Annotated in this window: 27 protein-coding genes; 26 read left to right on the top strand and 1 reads right to left on the bottom strand. The window is 39.5% G+C overall.

The features are described 5' to 3' along the window. The 20 genes from Q9Q35_RS03835 to Q9Q35_RS03930 form a co-directional block, all read left to right on the top strand. A partial coding sequence (locus tag Q9Q35_RS03835; RefSeq protein ID WP_304652218.1) for a hypothetical protein occupies positions 1-236 on the top strand: 236 nt, incomplete at its 5' end. 342 nt (positions 237-578) lie between these two features. Next, on the top strand, positions 579-734 hold the full coding sequence (locus tag Q9Q35_RS03840) for a hypothetical protein (RefSeq protein ID WP_221677979.1): 156 nt from the start codon (positions 579-581) through the stop codon (positions 732-734). A gap of 44 nt (positions 735-778) precedes the next feature. Next, positions 779-1,678, top strand: a complete 900-nt coding sequence (locus tag Q9Q35_RS03845; RefSeq protein ID WP_221677980.1) for a terminase small subunit — start codon at positions 779-781, stop codon at positions 1,676-1,678. Continuing rightward, positions 1,653-2,945: a PBSX family phage terminase large subunit gene (locus tag Q9Q35_RS03850; RefSeq protein ID WP_221677981.1), complete on the top strand. Its 1,293-nt coding sequence runs from the start codon at positions 1,653-1,655 to the stop codon at positions 2,943-2,945. Before Q9Q35_RS03845 ends, Q9Q35_RS03850 begins: the two co-directional genes overlap by 26 nt. Positions 2,946-2,960: 15 nt before the next feature. Further along, positions 2,961-4,451 carry a phage portal protein gene (locus Q9Q35_RS03855; RefSeq protein ID WP_221677982.1) on the top strand — a complete coding sequence of 497 codons (1,491 nt, stop codon included), beginning with the start codon at positions 2,961-2,963 and terminating at the stop codon, positions 4,449-4,451. Beyond that, positions 4,387-4,677 (top strand): ribosomal-processing cysteine protease Prp, encoded by a 291-nt coding sequence (locus Q9Q35_RS03860; RefSeq protein WP_221677983.1) that lies wholly within the window; start codon positions 4,387-4,389, stop codon positions 4,675-4,677. The genes Q9Q35_RS03855 and Q9Q35_RS03860 overlap by 65 nt, the downstream gene beginning before the upstream one ends. A gap of 8 nt (positions 4,678-4,685) precedes the next feature. Beyond that, on the top strand, positions 4,686-6,263 hold the full coding sequence (locus Q9Q35_RS03865) for a minor capsid protein (RefSeq protein WP_221677984.1): 1,578 nt from the start codon (positions 4,686-4,688) through the stop codon (positions 6,261-6,263). After that, the gene (locus tag Q9Q35_RS03870) at positions 6,256-6,468 is read left to right on the top strand and encodes a hypothetical protein (RefSeq protein WP_221677985.1); all 213 of its coding nucleotides are present in this window, start codon (positions 6,256-6,258) and stop codon (positions 6,466-6,468) included. Before Q9Q35_RS03865 ends, Q9Q35_RS03870 begins: the two co-directional genes overlap by 8 nt. 169 nt (positions 6,469-6,637) lie before the next feature. After that, entirely contained in the window at positions 6,638-7,264 is a 627-nt protein-coding gene (locus Q9Q35_RS03875; protein WP_221677986.1) for a DUF4355 domain-containing protein, read from the top strand. Between the two features lie 18 nt (positions 7,265-7,282). Beyond that, entirely contained in the window at positions 7,283-7,636 is a 354-nt protein-coding gene (locus tag Q9Q35_RS03880) for a hypothetical protein (RefSeq protein ID WP_221677987.1), read from the top strand. Positions 7,637-7,663: 27 nt separating this feature from the next. After that, entirely contained in the window at positions 7,664-8,713 is a 1,050-nt protein-coding gene (locus Q9Q35_RS03885) for a major capsid protein (RefSeq protein ID WP_221677988.1), read from the top strand. Positions 8,714-8,730: 17 nt separating this feature from the next. Next, positions 8,731-9,042: a phage head-tail connector protein gene (locus Q9Q35_RS03890; protein WP_304652219.1), complete on the top strand. Its 312-nt coding sequence runs from the start codon at positions 8,731-8,733 to the stop codon at positions 9,040-9,042. Further along, positions 9,039-9,392 (top strand): hypothetical protein, encoded by a 354-nt coding sequence (locus Q9Q35_RS03895; RefSeq protein ID WP_221677989.1) that lies wholly within the window; start codon positions 9,039-9,041, stop codon positions 9,390-9,392. Before Q9Q35_RS03890 ends, Q9Q35_RS03895 begins: the two co-directional genes overlap by 4 nt. After that, positions 9,385-9,933: an HK97-gp10 family putative phage morphogenesis protein gene (locus tag Q9Q35_RS03900; protein ID WP_304652231.1), complete on the top strand. Its 549-nt coding sequence runs from the start codon at positions 9,385-9,387 to the stop codon at positions 9,931-9,933. Before Q9Q35_RS03895 ends, Q9Q35_RS03900 begins: the two co-directional genes overlap by 8 nt. Continuing rightward, positions 9,934-10,302 (top strand): hypothetical protein, encoded by a 369-nt coding sequence (locus Q9Q35_RS03905; protein ID WP_304652220.1) that lies wholly within the window; start codon positions 9,934-9,936, stop codon positions 10,300-10,302. A gap of 5 nt (positions 10,303-10,307) precedes the next feature. Further along, the gene (locus Q9Q35_RS03910) at positions 10,308-10,796 is read left to right on the top strand and encodes a phage tail tube protein (protein ID WP_304652221.1); all 489 of its coding nucleotides are present in this window, start codon (positions 10,308-10,310) and stop codon (positions 10,794-10,796) included. Between the two features lie 77 nt (positions 10,797-10,873). Beyond that, positions 10,874-11,278 (top strand): DUF6096 family protein, encoded by a 405-nt coding sequence (locus tag Q9Q35_RS03915; protein WP_304652222.1) that lies wholly within the window; start codon positions 10,874-10,876, stop codon positions 11,276-11,278. Positions 11,279-11,376: 98 nt separating this feature from the next. Further along, positions 11,377-11,682: a hypothetical protein gene (locus Q9Q35_RS03920; protein ID WP_304652223.1), complete on the top strand. Its 306-nt coding sequence runs from the start codon at positions 11,377-11,379 to the stop codon at positions 11,680-11,682. Beyond that, positions 11,672-17,473 (top strand): lytic transglycosylase, encoded by a 5,802-nt coding sequence (locus Q9Q35_RS03925; protein WP_304652224.1) that lies wholly within the window; start codon positions 11,672-11,674, stop codon positions 17,471-17,473. Before Q9Q35_RS03920 ends, Q9Q35_RS03925 begins: the two co-directional genes overlap by 11 nt. A gap of 15 nt (positions 17,474-17,488) precedes the next feature. Beyond that, positions 17,489-17,845: a DUF6711 family protein gene (locus tag Q9Q35_RS03930; RefSeq protein ID WP_082613091.1), complete on the top strand. Its 357-nt coding sequence runs from the start codon at positions 17,489-17,491 to the stop codon at positions 17,843-17,845. 2,199 nt (positions 17,846-20,044) lie between these two features. Here the strand turns inward: Q9Q35_RS03930 and Q9Q35_RS11970 are convergent. After that, positions 20,045-20,113, bottom strand: a complete 69-nt coding sequence (locus tag Q9Q35_RS11970) for an SWIM zinc finger family protein (protein WP_370648883.1) — start codon at positions 20,111-20,113, stop codon at positions 20,045-20,047. 2,686 nt (positions 20,114-22,799) lie between these two features. Here Q9Q35_RS11970 and Q9Q35_RS03940 point away from each other — a divergent pair. From Q9Q35_RS03940 to Q9Q35_RS03970, 6 genes are all read left to right on the top strand, one after another. Beyond that, entirely contained in the window at positions 22,800-23,231 is a 432-nt protein-coding gene (locus Q9Q35_RS03940; protein ID WP_304652226.1) for a DUF1617 family protein, read from the top strand. A gap of 1 nt (position 23,232) precedes the next feature. After that, on the top strand, positions 23,233-23,472 hold the full coding sequence (locus Q9Q35_RS03945; protein ID WP_257577228.1) for a hypothetical protein: 240 nt from the start codon (positions 23,233-23,235) through the stop codon (positions 23,470-23,472). Beyond that, positions 23,465-23,887 (top strand): hypothetical protein, encoded by a 423-nt coding sequence (locus tag Q9Q35_RS03950; RefSeq protein WP_304652227.1) that lies wholly within the window; start codon positions 23,465-23,467, stop codon positions 23,885-23,887. Before Q9Q35_RS03945 ends, Q9Q35_RS03950 begins: the two co-directional genes overlap by 8 nt. A gap of 6 nt (positions 23,888-23,893) precedes the next feature. Then, a complete protein-coding gene (locus Q9Q35_RS03955; protein ID WP_304652228.1) occupies positions 23,894-24,076 on the top strand; it encodes a hypothetical protein in 183 nt (60 codons plus the stop codon). Next, positions 24,076-24,417, top strand: coding sequence for a phage holin, LLH family (locus Q9Q35_RS03960; RefSeq protein WP_304652229.1), 342 nt, complete (start codon positions 24,076-24,078; stop codon positions 24,415-24,417). The genes Q9Q35_RS03955 and Q9Q35_RS03960 overlap by 1 nt, the downstream gene beginning before the upstream one ends. Before the next feature lie 337 nt (positions 24,418-24,754). Beyond that, on the top strand, positions 24,755-25,571 hold an 817-nt coding region (locus Q9Q35_RS03970), incomplete at its 3' end, for a substrate-binding domain-containing protein (protein ID WP_370648882.1).

Raw genomic sequence — 25,571 nt, forward strand, 5'->3', positions numbered from 1 at the left:
GAGGTGCTGATATGAGATTAGATATACGAAAATGGGGTAATTCAAAAGCTATCCGTTTGCCAAAGAAATTGCTAAAGGAGTGGGATCGTGAACCGGTGGCATTTGATGCCGAAGTAAAAGTCCAGTGGTTGATATTGACTCCAATTTTTAAAGAGCAGAAGGCACTAGATGTGTTGTTTAAAGATTATACTGGGGACAAGGATGATTATCCGTTTGAAATAGTCGATAAGGGTTGACCACTAGGCGAAGGATCATAACAAAAAATCGGACAAAGTGTGTACAAACATCGTACACAAGCGATACCTACACCGTGTTACTATGATAGTGTTCCAGAAATGGGACATGGGTTTGATTTATTTACTTTGAGAATATCTTAAGTGTACGCTGACGTGCTAGAGCGTCACTAAATAAGTTTAGCGTGCGGGCGCGATAAGTCCAGCTCGCAACTGACCGAAGCGAGCAAAATGGCCTATCTAGTGATAAAGCGTTGGTGCAAGTCCAACCTAGGCCTTGACCATTAATATCAATCTAAGTCAGCTGTAACAGGCTGGCTTTTTATTTTTCAGAAAGGAAGCAATATGAAACAGACAAAAAATGCTGGTCTTGTGAGCTGTGGATTGGAAGAATATTTGATTAATAAGCTTGATCGTGAGACTAGCAAGAAAAAACATAAAAAGTTCGAGAGTGAAGTTTTGAAAGAAAGGAAACTCATAGACAAGCTTGTGGCTAAGTAATAGCAATAACAATAATAAAACTACTTTGGAGGTGGTGATATGAAGTGAGTCGCATTGAAGATGCTGAAAAAGACTATTTATCTGGGATGAAGTATAAGGATATTGCTGAAAAGTATGGCGTGTCACTTAATACTGTCAAATCTTGGAAAAGTCGAAATGGTTGGCAAAGGGATGCAACCAAGAAAAAGGGTGCACACAAAAAGTCAAAAAGGGTGCACACAAGAAAGAGCAAAGTTGCGCAGGCAAGAAGTCCAGATGTGATCGATGAGCTAGTCGAAAATGATGAGCTAAAAGACCGTCAGAAAGCCTTTTGCCTGTATTATTTGCAACGTTACAATGCTACTTGGGCGTATCAAAAAGCGTATGGCGCTGACTATGAAACGGCTAGAAGAAACGGTCACAGATTGCTGACAAATGCTGACATAAAAAAGCAACTCACAGAGTTAAAAAAACAACAGTCTATGGACTTGTACGCTGATGCAAATGATATTCTACTGAAGTACCTTCAACAGGCAACAGCAGACATTACAGACGTGCTAGACTTCAAGTCTGTTAAAAAGCTCAAGTGGTCCAAAGTCCACGATCCAGAAGGCGACTACGAAGATGATGCTGGTGCTTATCGATTAGATCCGTGGATAGATCCACAAACAGGAGAGCAAGGCTATTATTACGAAACGATCATTGTTTTAAAGGATAGTAGTGAGATCGATACAGCAAATATCAAGAGCGTACGCATTGACAAAGGACAACCAGTAGTAGAAATGTATGACAAGCAGACTGCAATGCGTGAACTATTGGATCGCTTGCCAGAACCAGATAATTCGATTGCTGATGACGATGGCTTTATTAAAGCTATCGAGCAAGCTATTCCGGGAATTTGGAATAATGCAGATGTAGAAGGAGTGGGAAGCGAAAAGAATGGTAAAGAAAAACGCACTAAGTAGATCATCTTTTAAGTTCACAACCTTTTCACAGAAGCAACTGATGGTTTTAACGTGGTGGAAAGTTCCAGCCTTGCGAGACAAAGAAGCGCTTATTTGTGATGGTTCAGTTCGTGCAGGTAAGACAGTTGTGATGTCATTGTCCTATGTTTTGTGGGCTATGAATAGTTTTAATGGTGAGCAATTCATTGTATCAGGTAAAACGATCGGATCGCTTCGGCGCAATGTTATCAGACCGTTAAAACGTATGCTCGAAGGTCGTGGCTACTCTGTAAAAGATAGTCGCTCAGAGAATATGCTCGTGATTCAAAAAGGCAACAAAGAGAACTATTTCTTTTTGTTTGGTGGTAAGGATGAAGGGTCGCAGGATCTAGTGCAAGGGTTGACCGCTGGCGGAGCTTTCTTTGATGAAGTTGCACTTATGCCACAAAGTTTTGTTAACCAAGCGATCGCACGTTGCTCAGTTGAAGGATCTAAGCTTTGGTTTAATTGTAACCCTGCAGGCCCATATCATTACTTCAAGCTAGATTGGATAGATCAGTTAAGTGAAAAGAATGCGATCCGTATTCATTTCACGATGAAAGACAACCCATCCCTGTCGCGATCGATCATTGAACGTTATGAACGTATGTTTAGCGGTGTGTTCTATCAACGCTACATTCTTGGTCTTTGGGTCATGTCAGAAGGTGTTATTTATGACAACTTTGATAAGGATAGCATGGTGGTTCACGATATGCCGGAACAATTTGAAAAATATTATGTATCTTGTGACTATGGCACACAGAACCCGACAGTATTTTTGCTGTGGGGGCGTAATCATGGTACATGGTATTTGATCAAAGAATACTATTATTCTGGGCGTACTAGCGCAAAGCAAAAGACTGATGAACAGTATTGTGAAGAGCTAAAGAAATTCTTGGGCAAGATTAAAGCAAAGATCATCATTGATCCGTCGGCTGCTTCTTTTATTGCCGTATTGCGAGAGAATGGTTTTAAGGTCAAGAAAGCTAAAAATAATGTTGTTGATGGTATTCGTGTTACTCAAAGCGCGATGAATGAAGGCAAGATTTTATTTAGCGATACTTGCTCTAATTTATTTAAAGAGTTAGCAAGTTATATCTGGGATGAAAAGGCAGCGCAACATGGTGAAGATAGGCCAGTCAAAGAACACGATCACGCTTGCGATGCTATGCGTTATTTCGTTTATATGGTGATCCACAAAAACTTTACTGCAAAAATCACAAAACGGCCTAATATTCGAGGTTTGTAGAAAGAAGGTGTTTAAGTGGCTATTTCGATTGATAAAAGTCTATTAGAAGATGTAAACGAACCGAATATCAAAGCTATCAACTATGCGATCAGAGAACTTCAGGAACGTCAAAAAAGGCTAGATAAGTTAGCTGATTATTACAACGGTAAGCAAGATGTCAATGATCACAAATTTGACAATTCTAAGGTGAAGTCAGCAAATATTATGATCAACCATGCTAAATATATCACTGATATGAATGTCGGTTTCATGACAGGCAATCCCGTTAAGTATACTGCTGATAAGGATAAAAGCATTGATGATGTACTTGATGTATTGAAGAATGCTGATATTCATAAGCATGATATAGAGCTGGAAAAGGATCTATCTGTTTTTGGTTATGGCTATGAATTGCTGTATCTTAAAGAAACAGAACCAGAGGCGACAATAGATGAAGCGGGCAATGAAAAATCGACCCCGAACACTGAATTGAAAATCGAAGTCATTGATCCTCGTGCTGCGATCGTCGTTACTGATGACACCGTGGAACATGATCCATTGTTTGCTGTCTTTGTGCAACCAAAGAAAGATCTTGATGGGCGTATGGATGGCTATAGTGTGACAGTGTATATGCCTAAGCGTGTAGTTGAATTTAGGACTAAAATGGCAATGGAGTTATCCGATACCGATACGATCGTCTATGATGGCGAAAATTTATTTAATGCTGTACCGTTGATAGAATATCGCAACAACGAGGAAAGGCAAGGAGATTTTGAACAACTTATTTCATTGATCGATGCGTATAACTTGTTGCAAACTGATCGCATCTCGGATAAAGAAGCGTTTGTTGATGCTATCTTAGTTACATTTGGCTTTGGCTTAGCAGAAGATGATGATGATCTGAAAGCTCTGAAGAATGGTGTTTTGAATGCTCCATCCCGCGAAGATGGAGCGGATATCAGTTGGCTAACTAAGTCGTTTGATGAGACGCAGGTCAATTTACTCAGTCAATCGATCGAAAACGATATTCATAAGATCTCATATGTGCCAAATATGAATGACGAAAAATTCATGGGCAATGTGTCTGGTGAAGCTATGAAGTTCAAGCTCTTTGGCTTGGAAAATCTGTTATCGATCAAAAAGCGATACTTCTTTGATGGCTTACGTCGCAGGTTGAATATGGTCCAAACGATCGTGAATATTAAAGGTGGCAATGACGATGTAAGTGGCTGTGGTATCGAGCTTATGCCAAATATTCCAGTTAATTTATCTGATGTTGTAAGTAATATCAAGAATGCTGACGGCGTTATTCCACGTAAGATCACTTACGGCTGGTTGCCCCAAGTTGATGACCCACAAGAGATCATCGAAGAAATGGATCACCAAGATGCAGAAAACATCAAGAAAAATCAACAGGCCTTACAACAAGATCCTGATCGCATAGAATGGAGTGATAGTCAAAATGATCAAAGTGAAGATGATAAAGAAAAACAACAAGACGACGATCACAGCAAGCGGACACGCTGAATATAGTTCGTATGGCTCTGACATCGTCTGTGCGTCGTTCTCTACATTATTGACACATACGATCAATAATTGTACTAACGTTTCTGTAAGCGATAATGATGGAGTTTTAACGGCTATCTTTTTAGATGATGAAAGCATTGAGAATAAAACGCTACTAAAAGCATTTGAAAATACAGTTGGTCAGCTTGTTAGTCAATACGGTGATTACATCGCAATCACGTTCTAGGTGAGTCTATGAAAAGTGATAAGGATCAATTTAATTATTGGCAGTTGCGTGATCTGCAAGATGAGCAAGACAATCAAGATGAAGCAACTGATAAACTGAATACAATCAACCAAGCATATCAAAAAGCGCAGGTGTATCTAAGCGACGAGGTCAAAAAGATCTATCGTCGCTATTTTTATGCAGATATTTCAGCTGATGAAGTTGAAAGTATCATGTCTTCGCATATTTCACCGTCTGAATTAGTTACGCTAAAAGCGCTATCCAACAATATAACTGACAAAGATAGCAAAAAGGCAGTCAATGATTATTTGAATAGATTAGCTGCTAAGAGTCGGATCACTAGGTTAGAAGAGATGCAGGTCAAAGCCTATATTGTAGCTAGATCAGCTGGAGCAGTTGAGCTAGAGCAAAATGTTAAACTGCATACAAATGTAATGGAACGCGCTTGGAAACAAGCCGAAAAGCAAGGTGTTATGTATGACAAAGCTAGAGACTATAAGCTTGGAGACGACAACACTAAGCCGAAATTAGAGCAACAAAAAAATGAAGTTATCATCAAAGATCCTAAGACAGGTAAAAAACTTGCTAGTGTACCTATGAAGTTTGATGAGCCCAAAACAAAGCTCACAAAAATGCCAAATAGATATGTTGAGCGGGCTTTGAATAGTCGATGGAATGGTGGTAATTTTTCATCTCGTATCTGGGATAACACTGACAAACTTGCTGATCGCTTGAAAGAGCTATTTACAGTCAAAGAACTTAGCAACATGTCAGAACGCGAGATGATCAAGCGTATCGATCAAGAGTTTAATGTCGGTAAATTTAATGCTAGTCGTTTGATCAGAACAGAAGTTAATTACTTTTACTCTAAAACTAAGCTCGACAATTGGAAAAGTAGAGGCGTCAAACAGTATCAGCTGATAGCTATCTTGGACAGTCGAACAAGTAAGATCTGTCGTAGTATCAACAAGAAAATCTTCAATGTTAAGGATGCAATTTTTGGCAAGAATATGCCACCGTTACATCCCTTTTGTCGTACTGTACCTGTGATTTATTTAGGTGTTTCTAAAGATATTATCAAAGATGACTATGATATGATCAAAGAACTTTTAGGTGAGGATATGCCTAGTAAAAAGGTATATAACGGGCTTAAAAATAGTGGTAATAGTTATTGGAATAACTTAAACGTTGATATTAAAAGAAGACTAGACTTGAAAAAGCATCCTGAAAAAATGTTGCCCAATTTAGAAAATATGGTGTTTCCTGAAACTAAATTTACAGAATATTTATTTGAGCATAGCAATGATAAAGGTTGGCCCAAAGGCAAAATTATTAAAGAAAAATTGGGATATGATATAGATAACTATTTGGAATATGTAAACGCGATAAAAAAAGCAGCAAGAATTTATCCTGCAAAATATAAAGTGGATAATGGATACGGAAAGTTGTACGAACAAAAAATAATGTTGTACAATGAAGATGGAATACCGATTAATGTCATTGTCGGCTGGATAGTTATGCATGATGATCCTAAAAGAATAAAATATACAAGTAGTTATGTGAAAGAGGTGAAGAAGAATGAGTAAGCTTGTTCCAAAAGAGTATGATGTAGTTATTCTAAAAACAGGTGAAAGGGTAGGCTTAATGGATCAATTAGACGAAACTCATTTCCTTCCCGATTATGGAGTCGAAACCCCTGAGCAAGAAGAAAAAACGATGGCAATGATGCCGATTTCGATTGATGATATCGAAAAAGTAGTATATAGGCATAGACCGAAAGGCACTCGTTAGTTGAGTGCTTTTTATTTTGCTTTGACCTGAGTAAGTCATAAAACTGCTCAAAAATCAATACGTATGTGGGTCTGTTGTCTCACTTTTGAAAGTCGCTGTGTAGAAATATGGGGCGGCTTTTTTCGTGCAGACAAAAAAGCGGATGTGCATGGGTAGAAAGGATCACATTATGGAAAAAGAATTATTGCTTTTAGATCTGCAACGTTTTGCAGAAGGTGAACAAAGTGGAGAAGGTGATGCAACAGACGAACAACAAAGTTCAGAAAATGTTGAACAAAAGACAGAACCTTTTAAAACTTTTGAAACAGAGTCTGAAATGGATTCGTTCTTTGATAAAAAGCTCAGTAAAGCGTTAGAAACAGCCCGAACTAACTGGCAAAAAGAGCAAGAAGAACAAGCTAAGAATGCTAAAGAACGCAAGAACATGACTGAAGAACAACGCCGTGAATATGATTTTAAGCAACGTGAGCAAGCTTTGAGTGATCGTGAAGCTGAGATCGCAAAACGCGAAAACAAAAGCAAGCTAGCAAATCAGTTGATCCAAGACGGATTACCGGCCGGCTTAGTTGATGTTTTTGGGGATGTGCTTGCTGATGAAGATACTATGAATGCTAGTTATCAAAAAGTGAGTGAAGCCTTTAGGGGTGCATTGCATGATGCAGTTGAAACTCGCTTAGCTCAAAGCGCACGTACACCTAAAAGTACAGAAGGTAATGCGAAGCTTAAGACGGTTGGCGAGATGTATGCTGAAAAGGCTAATGAATCTAATAAATCTAAGAGTGATTTTTGGAAATAGGAAAGGAGCAAATATTATATGTACACACAATTCCAAAACGGAAAACAGTTGAATTTTTTAGCTTCTGAAAAATTCACAGCTTTTCCAGAAACGATCGATAGCACTAACTACAATGTACAAACTGATGACCAAGGCCGTAAATATGTACCTGCCGGAACGGTTTACCCAACAAACGATGCTAAAGCAATTGGGATCACAGTTAATGACGTATATGTGGCATCTGATGAATCTAAGCAAATGGTAGCAGTTATGCGTGAAGGCTGGGTATTGAGCAAGCGTTTGAACCCAGCTCCTTCAGCAGAAGCAATCAAAGCAATGACGGCGATCCACTTTAAAGATTTAGAATCTTCTGGGACCGTAAGTTCTGATTAATTATATTAAGTTAGGAGAAGATAGTAAATGAAAAAAGAAATGATCAAATTAGATTTACAACGATTTGCAACACCGATCCTTGACATGTTCAACCAAAAAACGGTCATCGATTATACGCGAAATCGTAAATATCGAGATCTATTAGGCGATACGCTATTCCCAGCTACAAAAGTTCCAACGTTAGAAGTAGACATTTTGAAAGCCGGTAGTCGAGTACCGACGATCGCAAATATTTCTGCATTCGATACAGAAGCTGAGATCGGTAGCCGGGATGCAACCAAAATGACTGCTGAACTTGCATACGTAAAGCGTAAGGTGCAGATCACAGAAGAAATGCTAGTTAAGTTACGTTATCCACGTAATACAGCAGAAGAAAATTACTTGAAACAATATGTCTTTGATGATATTGATGCGATGGTTCAAGCAGTGCTTGCACGTGGTGAACAAATGACAATGGAAATGTTTGCTACTGGTAAGATCACCGATGAAAAGAACGGTATTGCGATCGATTATAAAGTACCAGAAGAGCACCAAAAAGAATTGTCCGGCAAAGCTCTTTGGGGAAGTGATAGTGCTTCTATCATCGATAATTTGCAAGATTGGTCTGATACGTTAGATATCACACCAACACGAGCACTTACTTCTAAGAAAGTTTTACGTACTTTGATGCGTAGTACTGAGATCAAAGAAGCTATCTTTGGAAAAGATACCGGTCGTGTTGTTGGTCAAGCTGATCTCGACCAATGGATGACTGCCCAAGGTTTGCCAGTAATTCGAGCTTATGATGGTAAATATCGTGTTGAAGGTGAAGATGGCAAGATGACAACAAAACATTATTTCCCAGAAGATCGCATCGTATTATTCAATGATGAAGTACCTGGTCAAAAGATCTACGGCCCAACACCAGAAGAAAATCGTATGCTTTCAAGCAATGCACAAATTTCCCAAGTTGGTAATGTTATGGCCAAAGTTTACGAGACAGGCGAAGATCCGATCGGAACTTGGGTATTAGCCGCTGCAACCATGCTTCCATCATTTGCGAGTGCTGATGATGTTTACCAAGCTAAAGTTCTTTAATTTTGGAGGGATTAAATGTGGATCAACAAGTACTTGAAATGGCTACCGCCTTAGGTGCAAGACTAAAAAGTAGTGACGATGTTTTGATGAGCGATTTGATCCAAGAAGCGATTGCGCAAGTTCTTGATTATACTGGTCAAAAGAAATTAGTTGGTAACCTTGATGTCTATGCGAAACGTTTGGCGATCGTCAATTATAACCGTTTAGGCTTAGAAGGTGAGACGCAACGTGTCGAAGGTGGTGTGACTAACTATCTTGAAATGGGTATTCCTAAAGACATTCGACAGGGATTGAATCAATATCGGATCGCTAAGGTGACAAAGTTATGAGATTAAAAGAAAGTGACTTAACAACAGTTTATCTAAAAGAGCCTATAAACACTCAGGATGACGAAGGCTACAGCATTAAAAGCTGGGGTGATCCTAAAGAGATTAGAATGAATGTTCAATCTGCAGGCGGAACAGTCAATGCTCAACTTTACGGCAAGGATATCAAATACATCAAGGCATGCAAATATCAAGGTGCAGAACTTAGCGAAAGTCACGGTGAAGGCTTTGGTATTTGTCTATATACTGATAAAGCTGCAGATCCTGATTATAAGATCACAGCGATCCAAGAGTTTTCGACGCACAAGAATATCACGCTAGAGCGCATTAAGAGGGATGATGATCATGATTGACGTTGAGATCCATGGTTTAGATGAACTCAAAGCAAAGCTAAATAAATTACCTGGTGTTTTAGCAGAAGGTGCAATGAATGGGCAAGAAGATGCAATCGAACAAGCTGAAGCATATGCTGTTGATGAATTACAATCAAGCATCAAATATTCTCAAGGAGAGCTTGCTAGAAGCTTTAAACACGAAGTTAAACAAGATGGTGATGAGGTTATCGCACGTTGGTGGAACTCGTCTATGGTGGCTATTTTTCGTGAATTTGGGACTGGTAAAGTTGGCGAAGCTTCACCAAAGAAATTGCCACCCAATATTGCGATCACATATCGACAGACTCCTTGGTATATTCCGGCTGAAGAAGTTGATATTGATCTAAATAAGATCTATGGCATTCCAAAGATCAAGATCAAAGGAAAATACTTCTACCGAACAACGGGACAGCCTGCAAGGCAATTCATGACGCCAGCGATGGACCGCCTAGCAAAAGAAGCGCCTAACATCATCAAAACACGTGTAGAACAAGAATTTAGAAATAAGCTAGGTGATTAGATGGAGATTTATAATGTCAAAGCGCTAGTTTTTAAGACTTTGAAGGCTATGCCAGAACTAAAAACGGTCTCACCAAATTATCCCGATAGCTTTACAAAGTTTCCAACTGCTATTTATAAAACATCTCAATCATCGTATATTCGGGATAACAAACAACAAGAGACTGACACTGAATGGCAGATCACTATTGATCTGTACAGTGATCAAGGATCGCTAACAAAAATAAAAGATGAGCTCATTGCTAAGTTTTCAGCGATGGGCTTTTCTAATAGCGTTGGTGATCAAGATTTGAATGGAATAACTCGAGTAGTGATCGTATTTAACGGTATCGTTGATAATGCGAGCGGTCGGGTTTATCAGAAAGGATGAAGAAAATGAAAAATGTAAAACTTTATAGCGATACCTTAGCGTTAGATTTGCAACGCTTTGCGATCGACAATACAGAAGGTCTTGTGGGTACCGGTACTAAGCTGGAACGATCTTCTGATGGTACAACATGGGAAGAATTTGCCGACATTAAAACGGTCCCTGAATTAGGTGGGGACACTGAAAAAGTTGACGTTACTACTTTGGCTGATGATCGCCGGAAACAAGTTGAAGGCATTCAAAATGCTTCTAACGTACAATTTCAAGTAGTTTATAAGGGCCCAAGCTTCGCAAAAGCGTTGGCTGAAGCTGGTGATCGTAAGCAATATCAATGGAAAGTTACTTATCCAGATGGTATGACAGCAACAATGCGTGGCTCTTATAATATTAAATTTGCCTCTGTTGCAGTTAACGGGCCTTTAGGTTACACAATCACGATCACTGTTTCTGACGGGCCACACTTTAAAGCAGCGACAGCAACAGTATCATCTGACTAACACATTTCGATAGATGCAGGTTCGAGTCCTGCATCTATTTTTATTAAATAAATATATATATTAAGGAGTTTTGTAATATGGCAACATCAATTAAAAAAGCAACTAAGAAAATGGAATTTGGAGATCTTGAATTAAGTTTGCGCTTGGGCGGACGTGAGATCTTTAACGCTGAAAAACGTTTAGGAAAGTCAATGCTTTCTCTTTTCATGGATAGTCAAGGCGGAAACAAGTTACCACCGGTAAATGAGATCTTGATCGTGTTACAAAGCGCAAATCAAACAGCTGGTGTGACCGATGCTAAGATCGTCAAAGCTTTTGAAAAGTACTTAGATCAAGGGCATACGACTATGGAATTATTTAACGATTTAATGGAGTTGCTTGAGCTATCTGGTTTTTTCGGGAAGAAGGACAAGAATACGAAGATCGATTCGGAATCGGTATCTCTCGAAGCAGAAGAACCAACAGAAGACTCCCTTCTGTAGAAACTGAGCAGACCAATTTTACGACTGTCTCACAATTCTTTGAAGAGTTGTATCCGATCGCGGTCCAGTCTGGTATTGATGCCGAGCGATTTTGGGATATGGACTTATTAGAGATCATGACCCAAATCAAAGCTAACAACAAGCGTCGATTAGAGGAATGGCGTGCTAAAGCATATATGGATCACAGATTAAGTGAGTTAGTAGCTTTTGCAGTCAATGATCCAGCTAAAATGCCAAAAGCTGAAGAAGCTTATCCATTCATTCGGGATGATGTTGATCAAGCTGAGCAAGAATCACAAGAAGATAGCGATTGGAAGAAAGATCAAGCATTATTCATGCAACAAGCGCAGCGGATAAGACAATTTAACGAAGATAAAAAAGGGGGTGTGGAGAGTGAATCTTGAAGAACTTGAACTGAGATTTAAGGCTAATTATGGTGATGTTATCCAAAAAATGGATGAGTTCACAGCGCTGATCGGTCAAAAAACTGGTGATATGCAAATGAAGGTTCAAGGCAACTTGGACCGCATTCGTCAATCTTTTGGTGAAACACTATCTAAGTCTAGCGATTCAGCAAAAGAAGAGGTTCAACGCCGTTCAGAAGCTGAAAAGGACAAGCAAAAAGCGATTGAAAAGACTATCGAAGTGCAAGATAAAGCTACAGAAAAGATCGTTGAAGGCAACAAAGCGCAGGTCGAAAGCTCTAAAGATGCAGTCAATGCGTCAGAAAAAGGTTTAGATAGTTTGACCGCAAGACTGCAAGAAGCATCTAACATGCAACAACGCATTGCAAATCAGACTAAAGTTGCGCGCGAAAGCGTTGGCGATATTCCTAAACCTAAAGTTGACAGTGAGACCATTAAAAAGCAAACCACACCTCGAATTAAAACAGAAGAAGAAAAGCTACAACCTTATATGCCAAAAAGAGAAGTTGATTTTGGGATCGATGACGAAATTCAAAAAGAAGCTGTTAGAGCCAAAAAAGAGGTTGACGAACTAGTTTCTCACATCAACCAGAAGATGGATCAAGCTAGATCAATGCAACGTAAGATCCAAGCGCTGACAGCTAGCAAAGATGATCTTGACATGAGCAAGCAAGGTAGCCAAGTCAAAGCTTTAAAGCTTGATAATCAGATCGCCGATGCACAAGTTAAGATGGAAAGATTCCAAAACCAAGCTAAAGCTCTTGCTCAAGAAATGAAGCAGGAGTTTGATACGATCCCCGATTCGTTAAAGAAGATCGCAAACGAAATGGATCGTAACGAAGATCAGATCGAAAAAGTTAGACGTTCAATCGCAAAACTTCGCCAAACTGATGAGATTATGGGTAAACCATCTAACAAGAACCCTAAAATTAAATCTGCTGAGAAAGAATACACACGATTGATCGCTCGAAATGACGAGCTGGCAAAAGCTTATAGCTATGTTAGTGCGCGTGGTGATGAATTAAGAGCAGTTACTTCAAAAGTCAATACGGAACTTATTAAAGAAGGAAACACAGCTACTGCAACGAGTTCTAAATTCAGCAGACTTAGAAATACGATCTCAGGTCTTTCATCATCATTCAAGCGTATGGGTAATAGTGGCGGTTCTTCAATGCGAAAAGCAAGTTCAAGCGCTTCATTGCTAGGTGAGCGATTGAAAGGCGTCAAAATGGCGATGAGTATGCTTGCTAGCCAATTGATCGTGTTTACGTTGCTTTATCAAGCAATTATGATGTTGGCTCAAGGTATGGGCGCAGCGCTTATGACTAACAAACAATTTGCAAGTAGTTTCAATGCGATCAAAGTAAATCTTTTAACGGCTTTCTATCCGATCTACAGCTATGTATTACCTGCAATCAATGCGCTAATGAGTGCATTGCAAAAAGCTACTGGTTGGATAGCACAGTTCATGTCTGCTCTGACTGGTATGAGTCTATCTAGCGCTCGTAGTGGAGCACGTGGTTTATACGAACAAGTGCAAGCTATGAATGATACTTCAAAAGCAGCAAACAAGGCAAGTGATGCTGTCAAAAAACAACAGCAAGAACAAGCCAAAGCGGTTCAACGTGCAAATCAGCAGATCGCACAAGCTAATCGTGAAGGTGCGGCTGCAGTCGCTGCCGAAAATGAAAAGATAAAGGCAGCTAACGAGCAGGCTAAAAAAGCTTTTGAAGAAACGAAGAAAGCTAATGAAGAGTTGCAAGGATCTTTGATGGGCTTTGACGAGCTTAATGTCCTAGATAACAACAAGAACAAGGATAATAGCAAATTTGAAGGCCAACCACTCGAAAAATTTACACCACAGCAAAAACAAGATACACCTATTTTTGACGATCCTGCACAAGATGATACTTCACTAGATAGTGATCAACCTGGTATTGATTGGAATGTGCCACTCGAAGGCTATCAAAGTGCGATCGATGCAGTCGACAAGCTCAAAAAAGTTTTAGGCGAACTCTTTGACCCAATGAAAAAAGCGTGGGATGAAAAAGGACAAGCTGTGATCGATGCTGCTAAATATTCTTGGTCTGAGATCAAGCGTTTATTAGGCGATGTCGGCAACTCGTTTATGCACGTTTGGGACAATGGAACCGGTCAAAAAGTTGTTGAGAACCTACTTCAATTACTAGCTGACATGCTTAATATCGTTGGTGATATTGCGCGAGCATTTGCAAATGCTTGGGAGCAAGGTGATCGTGGCACAAGATTTATTCAAGCTATCTTCGATGCACTGAATCGTGTGCTTGAGCTGATACATCACATAGCTACATCATTTAGAGAAGCGTGGAACGATGGCACAGGTGAACGGATCGCAGCGCATTTGATCGAATTATTTACTGGTATTTCAAATACCATTGGTAATTTAGCAGGGCAGTTCGATAAAGCTTGGCAACATGGTAATGTCGGGACATCGATCTTTAAGACGATTTTAGGCATGGTTGATGACATGCTTGGGGCTTTGAGTGATATGGCTAACTATACAGCCAACTGGGCCAAAAAGCTTGATTTTACTCCGCTATTGCAATCGATCGACAACTTGCTTAAATCTATCCGACCAGTTACAAAAGATGTCTGGGACGGCATTGAATGGGCTTATAAGAATGTATTATTGCCACTGGCCAAGTTTGCGATCACTGATTTGATTCCCGAATTCTTTAACTTACTAGCAGCAGCTCTTAAGGTAGTTCATAGTGTCGTTAAAGCTGCTAAACCTGTTTTAGGTTGGCTCTTTGATGATTTTATAAAACCACTTGCCAAAGTGGCAGGCTTTGTGATTATCGAGTCTTTAAAATTATTGACTAAAGCATTAGAAGGACTATCTGATTGGGTCGATAAACATCAAACAGCTGTTAAAGTGATGACGGGAACGTTGCTCACTTTATTCGGGATAAAGATAGCAGGTAGTGTTATTTCTGGTATCAAAAACTTTATCGATACTATTAAAATCTTATCAATGCTCAAGTTTGATAAGTTAAAAGCTGGGGCTAAATATGCTGATGATCTTTTAGGTGTTGTGATTGATTTTGGTAAGCATCCGATCACAAAAATCAAAGAAATTACTAAGCTAACGTTCGGTAATATAAAAACTGGTTACACCAATGCTAAGAATCTATGGGGAGAAGTTAATAAGAGCTGGCAAAATAGTAATCTTGCCCAAACTGACTTCCTTAAGTCCGTGCGCTCGTCCATTAAATCTGGTGAGCCTATGAAGCTAGGGCAAAAACTGGGGACGGGACTATCTGGAGCGATGATAGCTGTAACTTCTGGAATTGATATCTATAAAGGTATCAAGGCTAAAAATAAAGAAGATAAATTTCAAAACTTTGGTTCAGGTATCGGTGGTGCTATTGGTGGTGGTATCGGACTTTATTTTGGTGGACCTTTAGGCGCTGCTATTGGTCAACAAGTTGGATCTTTTATCGGTAAATGGGGCGGTATTGGCGCTTCTAAGTTTGGTGATGGTTGGTCTAAATATGGTAAAGGTAAAAAGCCTAAGGATTGGGTCGAAGCTATTGGTTTTAAGTCTCATGAGATCTTGGATAACTTTACTTCTTGGGCTAAATCGGTCGGTAAGGATATCAATACCAACATCACCAAAGGAAAGAAGGAAGTCCAAAAAGCTAGTTCTAATCTTGGTAAATGGTCTACCGATTTTATTTCAGGAACTAAGAAAACATTGTCTAAATGGGCTTCTGATATTGGTTCTAATATCAATAAGGACGTAGAAAAGGGCAAGAAATTCGCTACTTCTGCTGGTAACAAAGTCAAATCATGGACTACAGATTTTATTAAGGATGCCAAAAAGAAAATACATGAATGGTCATCTTCGATCGGTAGTAATGTAAATAGCAGTGTCGAAACAGGCAAGCACCTAGCTCAAAACGCAGGATCTAAGCTCAAAAACTGGACGACTGATTTTAGAGAATCAGCTAGCGGACTTGTAAGATCATGGGCTAGCGGCCTAGGTGATCACATCAATAACGGATCGGAATCTTCAAGAACTAATGCTACTAATGCTGGTAGAAAGCTATCTGAGTGGACGAGAAGTTTCTTTGGTGGTGCCAATAGCAGTATTTCTAGCTGGGCTGGTGGTCTAGGTGGGCACGTTGATAGTGGTATGGGCAACGCCTATAATTCAGCTGTTAATGCAGGTAAACGTTTAGGTAACTGGGTCTCTGATTTCAGACATAGTACTGCTAGAACGTTGAGCGATTGGGCTGGCGGTCTAGGCGATACAATCGGCAACGGGATCACTCGAGGATTGCAAAGTATTAAAAATGCTGTTGGACGAGTTGTTGACGCAATTGTAACGCCTGTAAAAAATGCTACGGGTAAGATCAAAGATGGTATTGATTGGGTCTTGAATAAATTAGGTGGTGGATCACTCAACTGGGGTTTCTTTAATTGGAGTTCGTATGAAACTGGTACAGAAAATCATCCGGGTGGTCTAGCGCTGGTAAATGATCAAGTTGGTGATATTTACCGTGAAAGTTATGAATTGCCTAATGGCGAGCAAGGTTTATTCCCAGCTCAACGTAATTTCTTGACTTACTTACCAGCTGGCACAAAAGTTAAAACTGCTACAAGTACAGCAAATGAACTGTCCGGTATGATCCCTAAATATGCTGGCGGGATCGGTAATTTCAACTTTGATTTTAGCGGTATTAGTAAGGCTCTTAGTGGTTTAGGTAATATCTTTAGTGGAGTCGGTAGCTTTTTTGGAGGTGTGATCGATGAGTTAGAAGGTGTCATGGATGATATTGCTCATCCTGGCAAGTTAGTTGATTACATCGTTAATAAATTCGTTACTTTTGATTGGGGCTTAGGTGAAGCGCCACTAAAACTAGCTAAAGGTGCTGTCAATGAAGAAAAGAAAGGCATGATGAACTGGGCTAAAGATATTATCAAAAAATTCGGTGGCTCAACTCGTCAGACTGGGCCAGGTGCTGAAGGATGGCGTAGTGCTGTTAAAAAAGCTTTGCGTGAAAATGGTCTGCCAACAACTGCAGCTTATGTTGATGCCTGGGTGCGTCAGATCCAAACCGAATCTGGTGGTAATGAACGTGCTATCGGTGGTGATGATGGTTTAGCAGAAGGTAATGCAACAGGTCTTTTACAAACGAAGCCGGGTACATTTAGGGCCTATGCTTTCCCTGGGCACGGTAATATTATGAAAGGCTACGATAACATGCTTGCCGCTATCAATTATGCTAAATCTCGTTACGGATCAGATATGCTGGCTGTTATCGGTCATGGACATGGTTATGAACGCGGTGGTCTGATCGCTAAGCACGGCTTCTATGAGATCGGTGAAGGCGATAAGCCTGAAATGGTGGTTCCTCTATCTGATCGTGAGTTAGGTATGCAACGTATCAATCAAGCTATTAACTTCATGAACCAAAACTTTGGTGGTGGACTGCAGTTACCTGCTTCGCTTTCTAAGGGCGATAGCATTGGAAGTTCTATTTATGCTGAAGATCATTCAGACGAGTCTTCTGTTGCTAAGAGTGGTGGCTTTAAGCAAATGAGTGAGAACCTAGTAAATGCGATCGTACAAGCGTTACAGATGCAACAAAGCAGTAATAACAACGGAAAGCCAGTTGATTTACACCTCAATATCAAGATTGGCGATGAGTCATTTGGTGAACATGCCATTAAAGGTATCAATGCGATCAATCAGCGCAATGGTAGAAACATGTTAAATATTTAAGGAGGATGTGTGTGATTGTATTATTTGAAAATTTCTGGGACAGTGGTTAATCCTGCCCCACAAACAATGCAAGTAGCGATTCAAGATATCGATGCCAAGGCCACACGTGATGCGCAAGGCCTTTTGCATCGTGATAGGGTAGCTACAAAAAGAAAGATAAATTTGACTTTTGGCGCATTGACCGTGCCAGAATGTTCAAAGATCTTACGTTTAGTCGAAGCTGAATTCTTTTCAGTAGAATACTTAGATCCTAATACGGGTGGAATGAAGACGGGTAGATTCTATGTTGGTGATCGTACTGCGCCAATATATACGTTTGTTGACTCTTTGCCTGTTTGGAAGAATTTATCCTTTGATTTAATTGAACAATAGGGGGTGATTATTTGCTATCTCAATCAGATGAAACAATCGCAGCATGGAAAGCGACAGAGCGAACGTTAGCGGTAAGAGTAACGATTGCAGGTAAGGAATATACCGCAACTGATATAAATTCGTTAAAATACGATGCAGGTGCTTATACTGGTGAAACTTTCGCGATTGGATCAACCTATTCGAATAATATTCAAATCGAATTTTCTCATCTTGTAGAAGGCTTGAAACTAGGCGATATAGTCGAAGTATCAATCGGCATCAAAGTTTCAAATAAATACATCTATGATCCATTGGGGGTATTTGTCATTTCCAGTGAGATTAAAATGGATCGCAACAATAACCTAACGACTATTAGTGCAAGCGATGCTTTTTGTAAGCTTGAAGGTGTGTATAAATCAAAGCTGACATATCCTGCTAAGGTATTAGATGTTATTTCGGAAATTTGTGCGATGGCTGGTGTAGATCCTAACACGAGTGAATTAAGTAGATTACCTAAGTTAGCTGATATACCTACAGCTGTTGAGGGTCAAAGTTATCGTAAGATTTTGGGATGGATCGCACAGCTCTATGCTGGATATGCGACATTTGATCGAAGTGGGAAATTGACTATTCGTACAGTAGCAGAGCCTAGTTACGAACTTGATCCTAGTCAATATGAGCAAGGTGGCTTGACCAAAAATGAAGCCACTTATAAAATCAGCGGAATTCAATGTCAAGTTACTACAAAATCAACTACTAGAGATGATCAGGCGCAAGAAACAACTACGACGTTGCAAGTAGGATCTACGAGTGGTGCACAAATCAAGCTGGAAAATAACGTCATGACACAGGAAAGGCTCGATTATATCTGGGAACAGCTAAAAGATATTAATTTCTATCCTTTTTCCTTAAATTGGTTCGGTAATCCTGCAGTTGAAGCTGGTGACTGGTTGAGATTGTATGATAAAAAAGGCAATGATTTTATCGTACCTAATAACGGTTATACTCTTGAATTCAATGGTGGCCTTTCTGCTGTTTCAAAGGCAGATCAAACTTCTGGATCTTCGCAAGTGGTTAGCTGGACCGGTGGTCTTATGCAAACTATCAGAGAGTTACAGCATCGCAATTCTCCGGACGGAACAGTGATCTTTCCGACAAGTGTTACTGAACCGCCTAAAGATGCACATATCAACGATGTATGGTTTAAAAAGAATGGTAATAGTACGGAACTTTGGATCTTTGAGCGTCAAAGTGATGGAACTGGTGAGTGGCAAAGAAAAGATATTGTTAACGATGAAATCAAAGCAGAAATTGAAAAGCAGCAGGCTGAATTGGAGAAGCTTTCAAAAAATGTTGACGATAGTACAGAGTCATTTCAGCAATCTTTATCAGGTATCTATGATGCCGTTGAAAACGCGAAAATCAATACTGATAAGGCTGTACAACAAGCATTAGATCAAGCTCAAAAGGCATCAAATGATCTTTTGGATTATGCTAGTGGATTTGACTCAGAGATCAATCTGCTGAATGAAGCTAAAGATAAAAACAAAGCTGACATCAATAAGTTACTGACTGATGTTAATGGTGTAAAAGGAATGTATGCCGATCTTGAAGGTAACATTTCTAATTTTAATGCTGATTTGAATGGACTATCTGTACAGATAAAAGATACTAGAAATCAGTTATCAAGTGTCAAGTTGACTGCTGATGGCGCAGTATCTAACTTTGTTAATTTGCAGGGGGATATTGCTAGCTTAAAGATGAGGGCCAACGGTATTGAACAGCAAATGTTGTCGAAAGTGGGCACTGATATTTTTGAAAGCTTCAAGTCAAGTACAGCGCAAGAATTGAAAGAGAAGTTGACTGCTACTGATCTTAATGGATATGTAAAAACAACAGAACTTACTAGAACAGCAGATGGCTTGCATGCAAGTATCACGGCGGTTGATGGCAAATTAAATAGTTTATCTTTTGGCGGGAGAAACCTACTCAAACAATCTCAGCTCGGTGCTAAATTTCCACATGATGCGTGGTATGAAGCGTTTGGCGGAGTTACATGGAATGATGATACTGTTGAATTGAATGTAGGTAATAAAGATTGCGTGCAGATCGAGCAACGTGTGTATGATATTGAGCCTAATACAGACTATGTATTTAGCTTTGATTTAAATTGGGCTGATGGTCAACATCTTGATAAACAAGGGTTCATTTTCTGGGAATTTAAAGATCGTGATTGTAAACAAACAACAAGTGTTTACAAAGATAACTGGAATATTGCCAATATGTCAAATTTTCCTAATACACCTGGACGAGCAGATAAAAAACTTGTGATCCATACACAACCAGATACGCATGCGATCATTTTTATGGTCAGATCATTAAAAGGAGCGACAGGGCCTTTTAGGATCAGCAAAGTAAAGTTTGAAAAAGGCAATGTGGCAACTGATTATACAACAGCTCCTGAAGATCAGATACAGCAATTTGCGGCGTTTGATACAACTCTTAAAACTTATAGAAATGATCTTGATATCTTAAAAGATGGCATGTCGTTTCGGGTTAGTGAAATTGCTCAAATCAACAACAAAATCGCTGAATTAGGTATTCAAAATTTAGTATATAACTCTGAGTTTGTTAACAATGCAGAAGGCTGGTCAAATATTGGCGATAATCCAGCGGGAACAATTTTGTTTGCCAATAACGAGTGGGATAGCTGGAAAGGGTCTAACGGTCTAGCATTTAGAAATCCAAGCAAACAAGATTATCTAGTTAGCGATAACAGGCGATTTAAAGTCGTTAGTGGGCAGAGGTTATCGGCTAGCGTTCAATTGCACGTAACTGACATGATTACTCACGGTCAATGTCGTGCAGGACTAGAGATTAAGTTTTATGCTAACGAAAGAGATCCTGAAATAGCTACATCAAATCAACAAACGCAGTTCATGTATAACATTGAGAATGGACAGCAAAAGTTATTATATTGTGAAAATGTTGAAGTCCCAAGTAACGCTAAGTATGCAGCTATCAGGCTCTATACGTTTGGTGTTGGAAACATCATTTTTAATCAACCAATGTTGACATTCAGTTCAACAAGATTGCCTTATATCAAAGATACGCATATGATTGGATCGTTACAAGATAAGTATGCCGCCTTGAATATTAAAGTTGACGGCATTAATTCAACTGTAGTTAATAAAGCTGATTTATCTTATGTTGATCAAAAAGCTAATCAGCTACAATTAGCATTAACAAATTTGTCTGTCGGTGGTACTAATTTATTAGGTGGGACAAGCACCGAATCTAGATCGAATGATGCTCCAACATCTGGCTGGGTAGAAGGTGCTGTATATAACACAACTCAACCTTTAAACGAAAATCAGTACATTTTATCGTTTGAAGCTAAAGGTGATGTTAGTGGTCAACGCATAGGTACATTTTTGTGGCACGGTGGTTTAGGCGGTAGAAATATTTCAAAGAAATCATCTACTTCACTAGGTGAGACTTTTAATGCTGTTGATGGTCAAACATTTGTGACATTGACTAACCAATGGAAGCGTTACTGGGTATTGTATGACGTAGATCCTGATAATACAAAGAAGACTGCTATCGTTGGTAGAAGATGGGTAGATTCTAAGCCTAGCGAAAAAGTTTATATTCGTAAGGTCAAACTTGAAGCTGGAAATAAAGCTACAAGTTGGTCGCCTGCGCCAGAAGACGACATGGCTGCAATCACAGCTGTTAGAAATGAGCTAAATACAGCAATCGATCTACGTGTTCAAAAGAATGAGTTGTTATCTCAAATTAATTTACAGGCAGGTCGGACACTTATCCAATCAAATAAGATCTATCTTGATGCTGAGAGTGTTGTTTTTAGTGGCAAGGCATTTATCCCAAGTGCTGCGATCGCAAGCTTGTCTGCTGATAAAATCAATGGTGGCACGATCAACGGACGTACCGTTAACGTTACTAACCTCAACGCTAATAACATTACATCTGGTACCATCAATGGACAAAATTTGAGTATGAATTTGGATACTGGTGTCGTTGATTTTCAAAAAGGAAGAGTTAGATCAACGTCTGGAACCTTAAATATTGATATTGATAGAGGGACATTACAAATATCCAACGCTTCTGGTGAAGGGATTTTTGCATCGAATGGTAAATTAGAATTCAGCTCAAAAACTAATTGGGGTAGTAATCTACCACCGAATTACGGAAGTATTTACCGAACACTTAGCTTTTTAACTGGCGCAGCAGAAGGTATAACCGTTGAAGGAAGAGAAGGTATAGAGATAAAAACATCTAACTATAATGGTTGGGGATCCTCTTCTCTTCAAGGAACAGTCGATGGTGCAGGTTTGACAATGGCAAAGAACGGAAAAGTAATTTTCGAGTCTGGAGGACCTTTGCAACTCATAGCAGGCGACCCCAATAATTCTAATACCATAAGTTCTCGACCAGAAATCTCTATAGGTAGCAGTACGTGGAGCGGGTGGGGAAACGATAACGAAAGGGGGCAAAATGTCTCTATTTCTGGTAATGGAGTTTATATACATCCACTAGGAGAAACAATGGTTGGAAGTGGGGGGCTAACAGTTTTAGGCCGTTTAGGTGTCCAAGGAGCTAAAAACTCGATTGTAGATACTTCGCAAGGTAAAACCGCGATAAATGCTTATGAAACGGCAGAATATTACTTTGGTGATATCGCCAAGGCTAATACAGGTGTATCAAGACGTGTAAAAATCATGATTGATCCGCTATTTTTAGAAACAATCAATACTGATATTGATTATCATGTATTCGTATCTAGCTACAGCAATGGCTATGCATGGGTATCTGAAATGGCTCAAGATTACTTTGTGATCGAGTCAAATGTGCCAAATTTATCTGTATCGTATGAAATCAAAGCCAAACGCAAACAATATGAAAATGTTCGGCTTGATAAAGTCGATGTAAATTTAACAGGAGGAACAAAATAATGCAAACACTTGAATTTAAAAACTATGAATTAGCCCCAGTTGGCAACTTTTTGGGAGAACTAAAGCTTAAAGCACGTGCTTCGCGTGGCCGCTCTAAGTTGCTCAAGTTGATCTCTGATAAGAACAAAGAGTACAACGAAGAGCTTGGCGATGTACGTAAGACATACTTTGAGACCGATGAAAATGGTGATCTCAAAGTAGAAAATGGTAAGTATGTTCTAAAAAAAGGAGGTGATACAAGCAAGCTTGATACTGAGTTGAAAGAATTGACGAATGAAAAAGCAGTGATCGATTGCACAGAATATTTAGAAAAATTCAATGCATTATGTCAAGAGTTGTTAGATTATCCGTACGAACTAGATAATCAAGCAGCTCTTATTTATGATTTGTTGATGGATAAACTGGAAAAATTAGAAAAGGAAGGTAACTAATATGTTTAAAAATACAATGAATGGCTTACAATACCGATTTGACGCTAAAGGAAACACAACACGAATTGACGTCAATTTCGAAGGGCACGATGATAACCGAGACAATTACATCAACGGATCTGTCAATGTCACTACCGAAGATTTAGATGAAGGTGTCACATTAGATGATTTGAACCGCAAAAAAATTCAAGATATTGCGCATAAGAAGCTTGTTAAATTAGTTTCTGCAACAGATGAATAAAGAAAATTTTGCGGTGGGTGGGCGGAAGAAAGGAATAACGATGCTAAAAAATATTAGGAAAAATCGTTTTTGGCTATTGAAAGCGCTGGAGACTTATTCTTTGGCGTTTTTCTTTATTGTCAAACGATCAGCAGGAGTTTTCGATTGGGATCACAGTCCACTAGCTGCGCTTGATGATCCACCATTCATTTTTATGTTAGCTGTGGTCGGAACGATTGCATTAGTTTTTGCGCTGTGGGATATCAAGCATTTGTACTACAAGCAAATCATGACAGCCACATTGACTTTTGTGTGGCTAGCATTTTTCTTATCATTTTGTGCGAATGATGCGCTTCGTGGTGTTTATCTTAGTTTTCCAGGAATTTACTCATTTTTTGTATTGGTAGGAATAGTGATAGAACTTCGTTGGGAGTGATTAGACTTGAGTGATCAAGTGTGGGTTGCCGTGATTTCTACGCTTGGATCAATTATTGTTGCGTGGATCACGGCAACTGCGAATAGCAGAAAAGCTGATAAAAAAGAGAAAATCAGCGAATTAGAAGAGCTTAGAAAAGAGAACGCTAAGCTTAGATCGAAACTAAAAAATAAAGGAGCGAAGAAGTGATGGATTTTACTGATGTAGTAGTTACCGCACTTGTGACCGTGATAACTGCGGTGATCACATTTTTAGGTAGTGAGATCAAAAAGAACGTGCAAGCTAGAACGATCTTCAATGTGCTTGAGCCACTAGCAAAAGACGCAGTAATCGCAGCGCAAAAATTAGGCGTTACAGAATACTTGAGTGGCGCAATGAAGAAAAATCATGCAGTCAAAGCTGTTGTTCAGGCGCTCTTAGACGCAGGGTTCACCGTGAAAGATGAACAAGTGGTAATCAACGCAGTAGAACAAGCCTATGCTCAACAGCGTGATCTGTTGAAACAATACCCACAAAAGAAGGAGGATTGATCTACTTGAATAAGAAGAAATTATTACTTGGAGTCGTTACAGTAGCGACTCTTTTTTTGGCTGGTCCGATTGCAGATAATGCGACACAAAATTTAGATCAAGTGCCGGTCACAGTACAAAAAATCGCGCAAGTTGATCACGTCAAAGCAGATGAGCGTGAATTTGGTACTGATACTTCTAAGTACCAAGGCCCAAACGCTCAAAAAGCCAAAGGCAGTGACACCTTTAGCATTGCACAGATCGGTGGCGCTGTTGGCAATGAAATCTATGATCAATGGACATATAAGACACAGATCAGTACCGGGATTGCGATGGGTCTGCGTATGCACACATACATTTGGATAGAGTCATTCATAATCGTGGACGGGTATCTGAAGAAAACAGGAAAAAGGTGCAGGCTATTTTGGAGATGGTTCATTATCAGCCTAATCTCATGGCGCGTTCATTGGCGTCCAAGAAACAGTATCACTTTGTCGCAATCACTCCGTCTTTTGCTCAGGGAGAGTATTGGGAAGCCATTTCAGAAGGCATTGATAAGGCTGCTTCCGAAATGGAGTCTTATAATATAACTATCACAAAGCTCTTTTTTGACCAGTATAACAACAAAACTTTTGATGATATAGTCCGTAATCTGTTGGATGAAAAGGTGGATGGTGTGTTAATCGCCACATTGTTTACCGATTCTGTTATCCGGCTTTCGCGTGAACTCGACCGATTCGAAATTCCCTATATTTATGTCGATTCCAATATTGAGGGACAGCATCAACTTGCCTATTTCGGTACAGAATCTTATGATGCCGGAGTTATTGCCGCCAGGTTGTTGACAGACAGAATTTCTCCTGCTTCCGATATTCTTATGGCACGGATTGTCCATAGTGGAAAGAATGACTCCAATCAGGGAAGAAACCGCAGGGAGGGATTTTGTCGTTATCTGAAAGAGATGGGATTCACTGGAAATCTGCATGAGGTGGAGTTGAAAATCAATGATTCGGTGTACAATTTCACGAAACTTGATGAAATCTTTGAATCAAATCCGAATATTGAAGGAACTGTTATTTTTAATTCTACCTGCTATATTTTAGGGAATTACCTGAAAGCAAGAGCCATGCAGTCGGTAAAACTGGTAGGTTATGACCTTATAGAGAGAAATACAC

The organism is uncultured Ligilactobacillus sp. (assembly GCF_948826705.1).
Taxonomy (GTDB): Bacteria; Bacillota; Bacilli; order Lactobacillales; family Lactobacillaceae; genus Ligilactobacillus.

What these genes read in the sequence shown, in the direction of transcription:
- Q9Q35_RS03840 (WP_221677979.1), top strand. Translation starts at nt 579, where the DNA reads ATGAAACAGACAAAAAATGCTGGTCTTGTGAGCTGTGGATTGGAAGAA.
- Q9Q35_RS03865 (WP_221677984.1), top strand. Translation starts at nt 4,686, where the DNA reads ATGAAAAGTGATAAGGATCAATTTAATTATTGGCAGTTGCGTGATCTG.
- Q9Q35_RS03895 (WP_221677989.1), top strand. Translation starts at nt 9,039, where the DNA reads ATGAGATTAAAAGAAAGTGACTTAACAACAGTTTATCTAAAAGAGCCT.
- Q9Q35_RS03875 (WP_221677986.1), top strand. Translation starts at nt 6,638, where the DNA reads ATGGAAAAAGAATTATTGCTTTTAGATCTGCAACGTTTTGCAGAAGGT.
- Q9Q35_RS03960 (WP_304652229.1), top strand. Translation starts at nt 24,076, where the DNA reads ATGGATTTTACTGATGTAGTAGTTACCGCACTTGTGACCGTGATAACT.
- Q9Q35_RS03940 (WP_304652226.1), top strand. Translation starts at nt 22,800, where the DNA reads ATGCAAACACTTGAATTTAAAAACTATGAATTAGCCCCAGTTGGCAAC.
- Q9Q35_RS03915 (WP_304652222.1), top strand. Translation starts at nt 10,874, where the DNA reads ATGGCAACATCAATTAAAAAAGCAACTAAGAAAATGGAATTTGGAGAT.
- Q9Q35_RS03950 (WP_304652227.1), top strand. Translation starts at nt 23,465, where the DNA reads ATGAATAAAGAAAATTTTGCGGTGGGTGGGCGGAAGAAAGGAATAACG.
- Q9Q35_RS03870 (WP_221677985.1), top strand. Translation starts at nt 6,256, where the DNA reads ATGAGTAAGCTTGTTCCAAAAGAGTATGATGTAGTTATTCTAAAAACA.
- Q9Q35_RS03910 (WP_304652221.1), top strand. Translation starts at nt 10,308, where the DNA reads ATGAAAAATGTAAAACTTTATAGCGATACCTTAGCGTTAGATTTGCAA.
- Q9Q35_RS03885 (WP_221677988.1), top strand. Translation starts at nt 7,664, where the DNA reads ATGAAAAAAGAAATGATCAAATTAGATTTACAACGATTTGCAACACCG.
- Q9Q35_RS03920 (WP_304652223.1), top strand. Translation starts at nt 11,377, where the DNA reads ATGGACTTATTAGAGATCATGACCCAAATCAAAGCTAACAACAAGCGT.
- Q9Q35_RS03860 (WP_221677983.1), top strand. Translation starts at nt 4,387, where the DNA reads ATGATCAAAGTGAAGATGATAAAGAAAAACAACAAGACGACGATCACA.
- Q9Q35_RS03945 (WP_257577228.1), top strand. Translation starts at nt 23,233, where the DNA reads ATGTTTAAAAATACAATGAATGGCTTACAATACCGATTTGACGCTAAA.
- Q9Q35_RS03850 (WP_221677981.1), top strand. Translation starts at nt 1,653, where the DNA reads ATGGTAAAGAAAAACGCACTAAGTAGATCATCTTTTAAGTTCACAACC.
- Q9Q35_RS03905 (WP_304652220.1), top strand. Translation starts at nt 9,934, where the DNA reads ATGGAGATTTATAATGTCAAAGCGCTAGTTTTTAAGACTTTGAAGGCT.
- Q9Q35_RS03880 (WP_221677987.1), top strand. Translation starts at nt 7,283, where the DNA reads ATGTACACACAATTCCAAAACGGAAAACAGTTGAATTTTTTAGCTTCT.
- Q9Q35_RS03900 (WP_304652231.1), top strand. Translation starts at nt 9,385, where the DNA reads ATGATTGACGTTGAGATCCATGGTTTAGATGAACTCAAAGCAAAGCTA.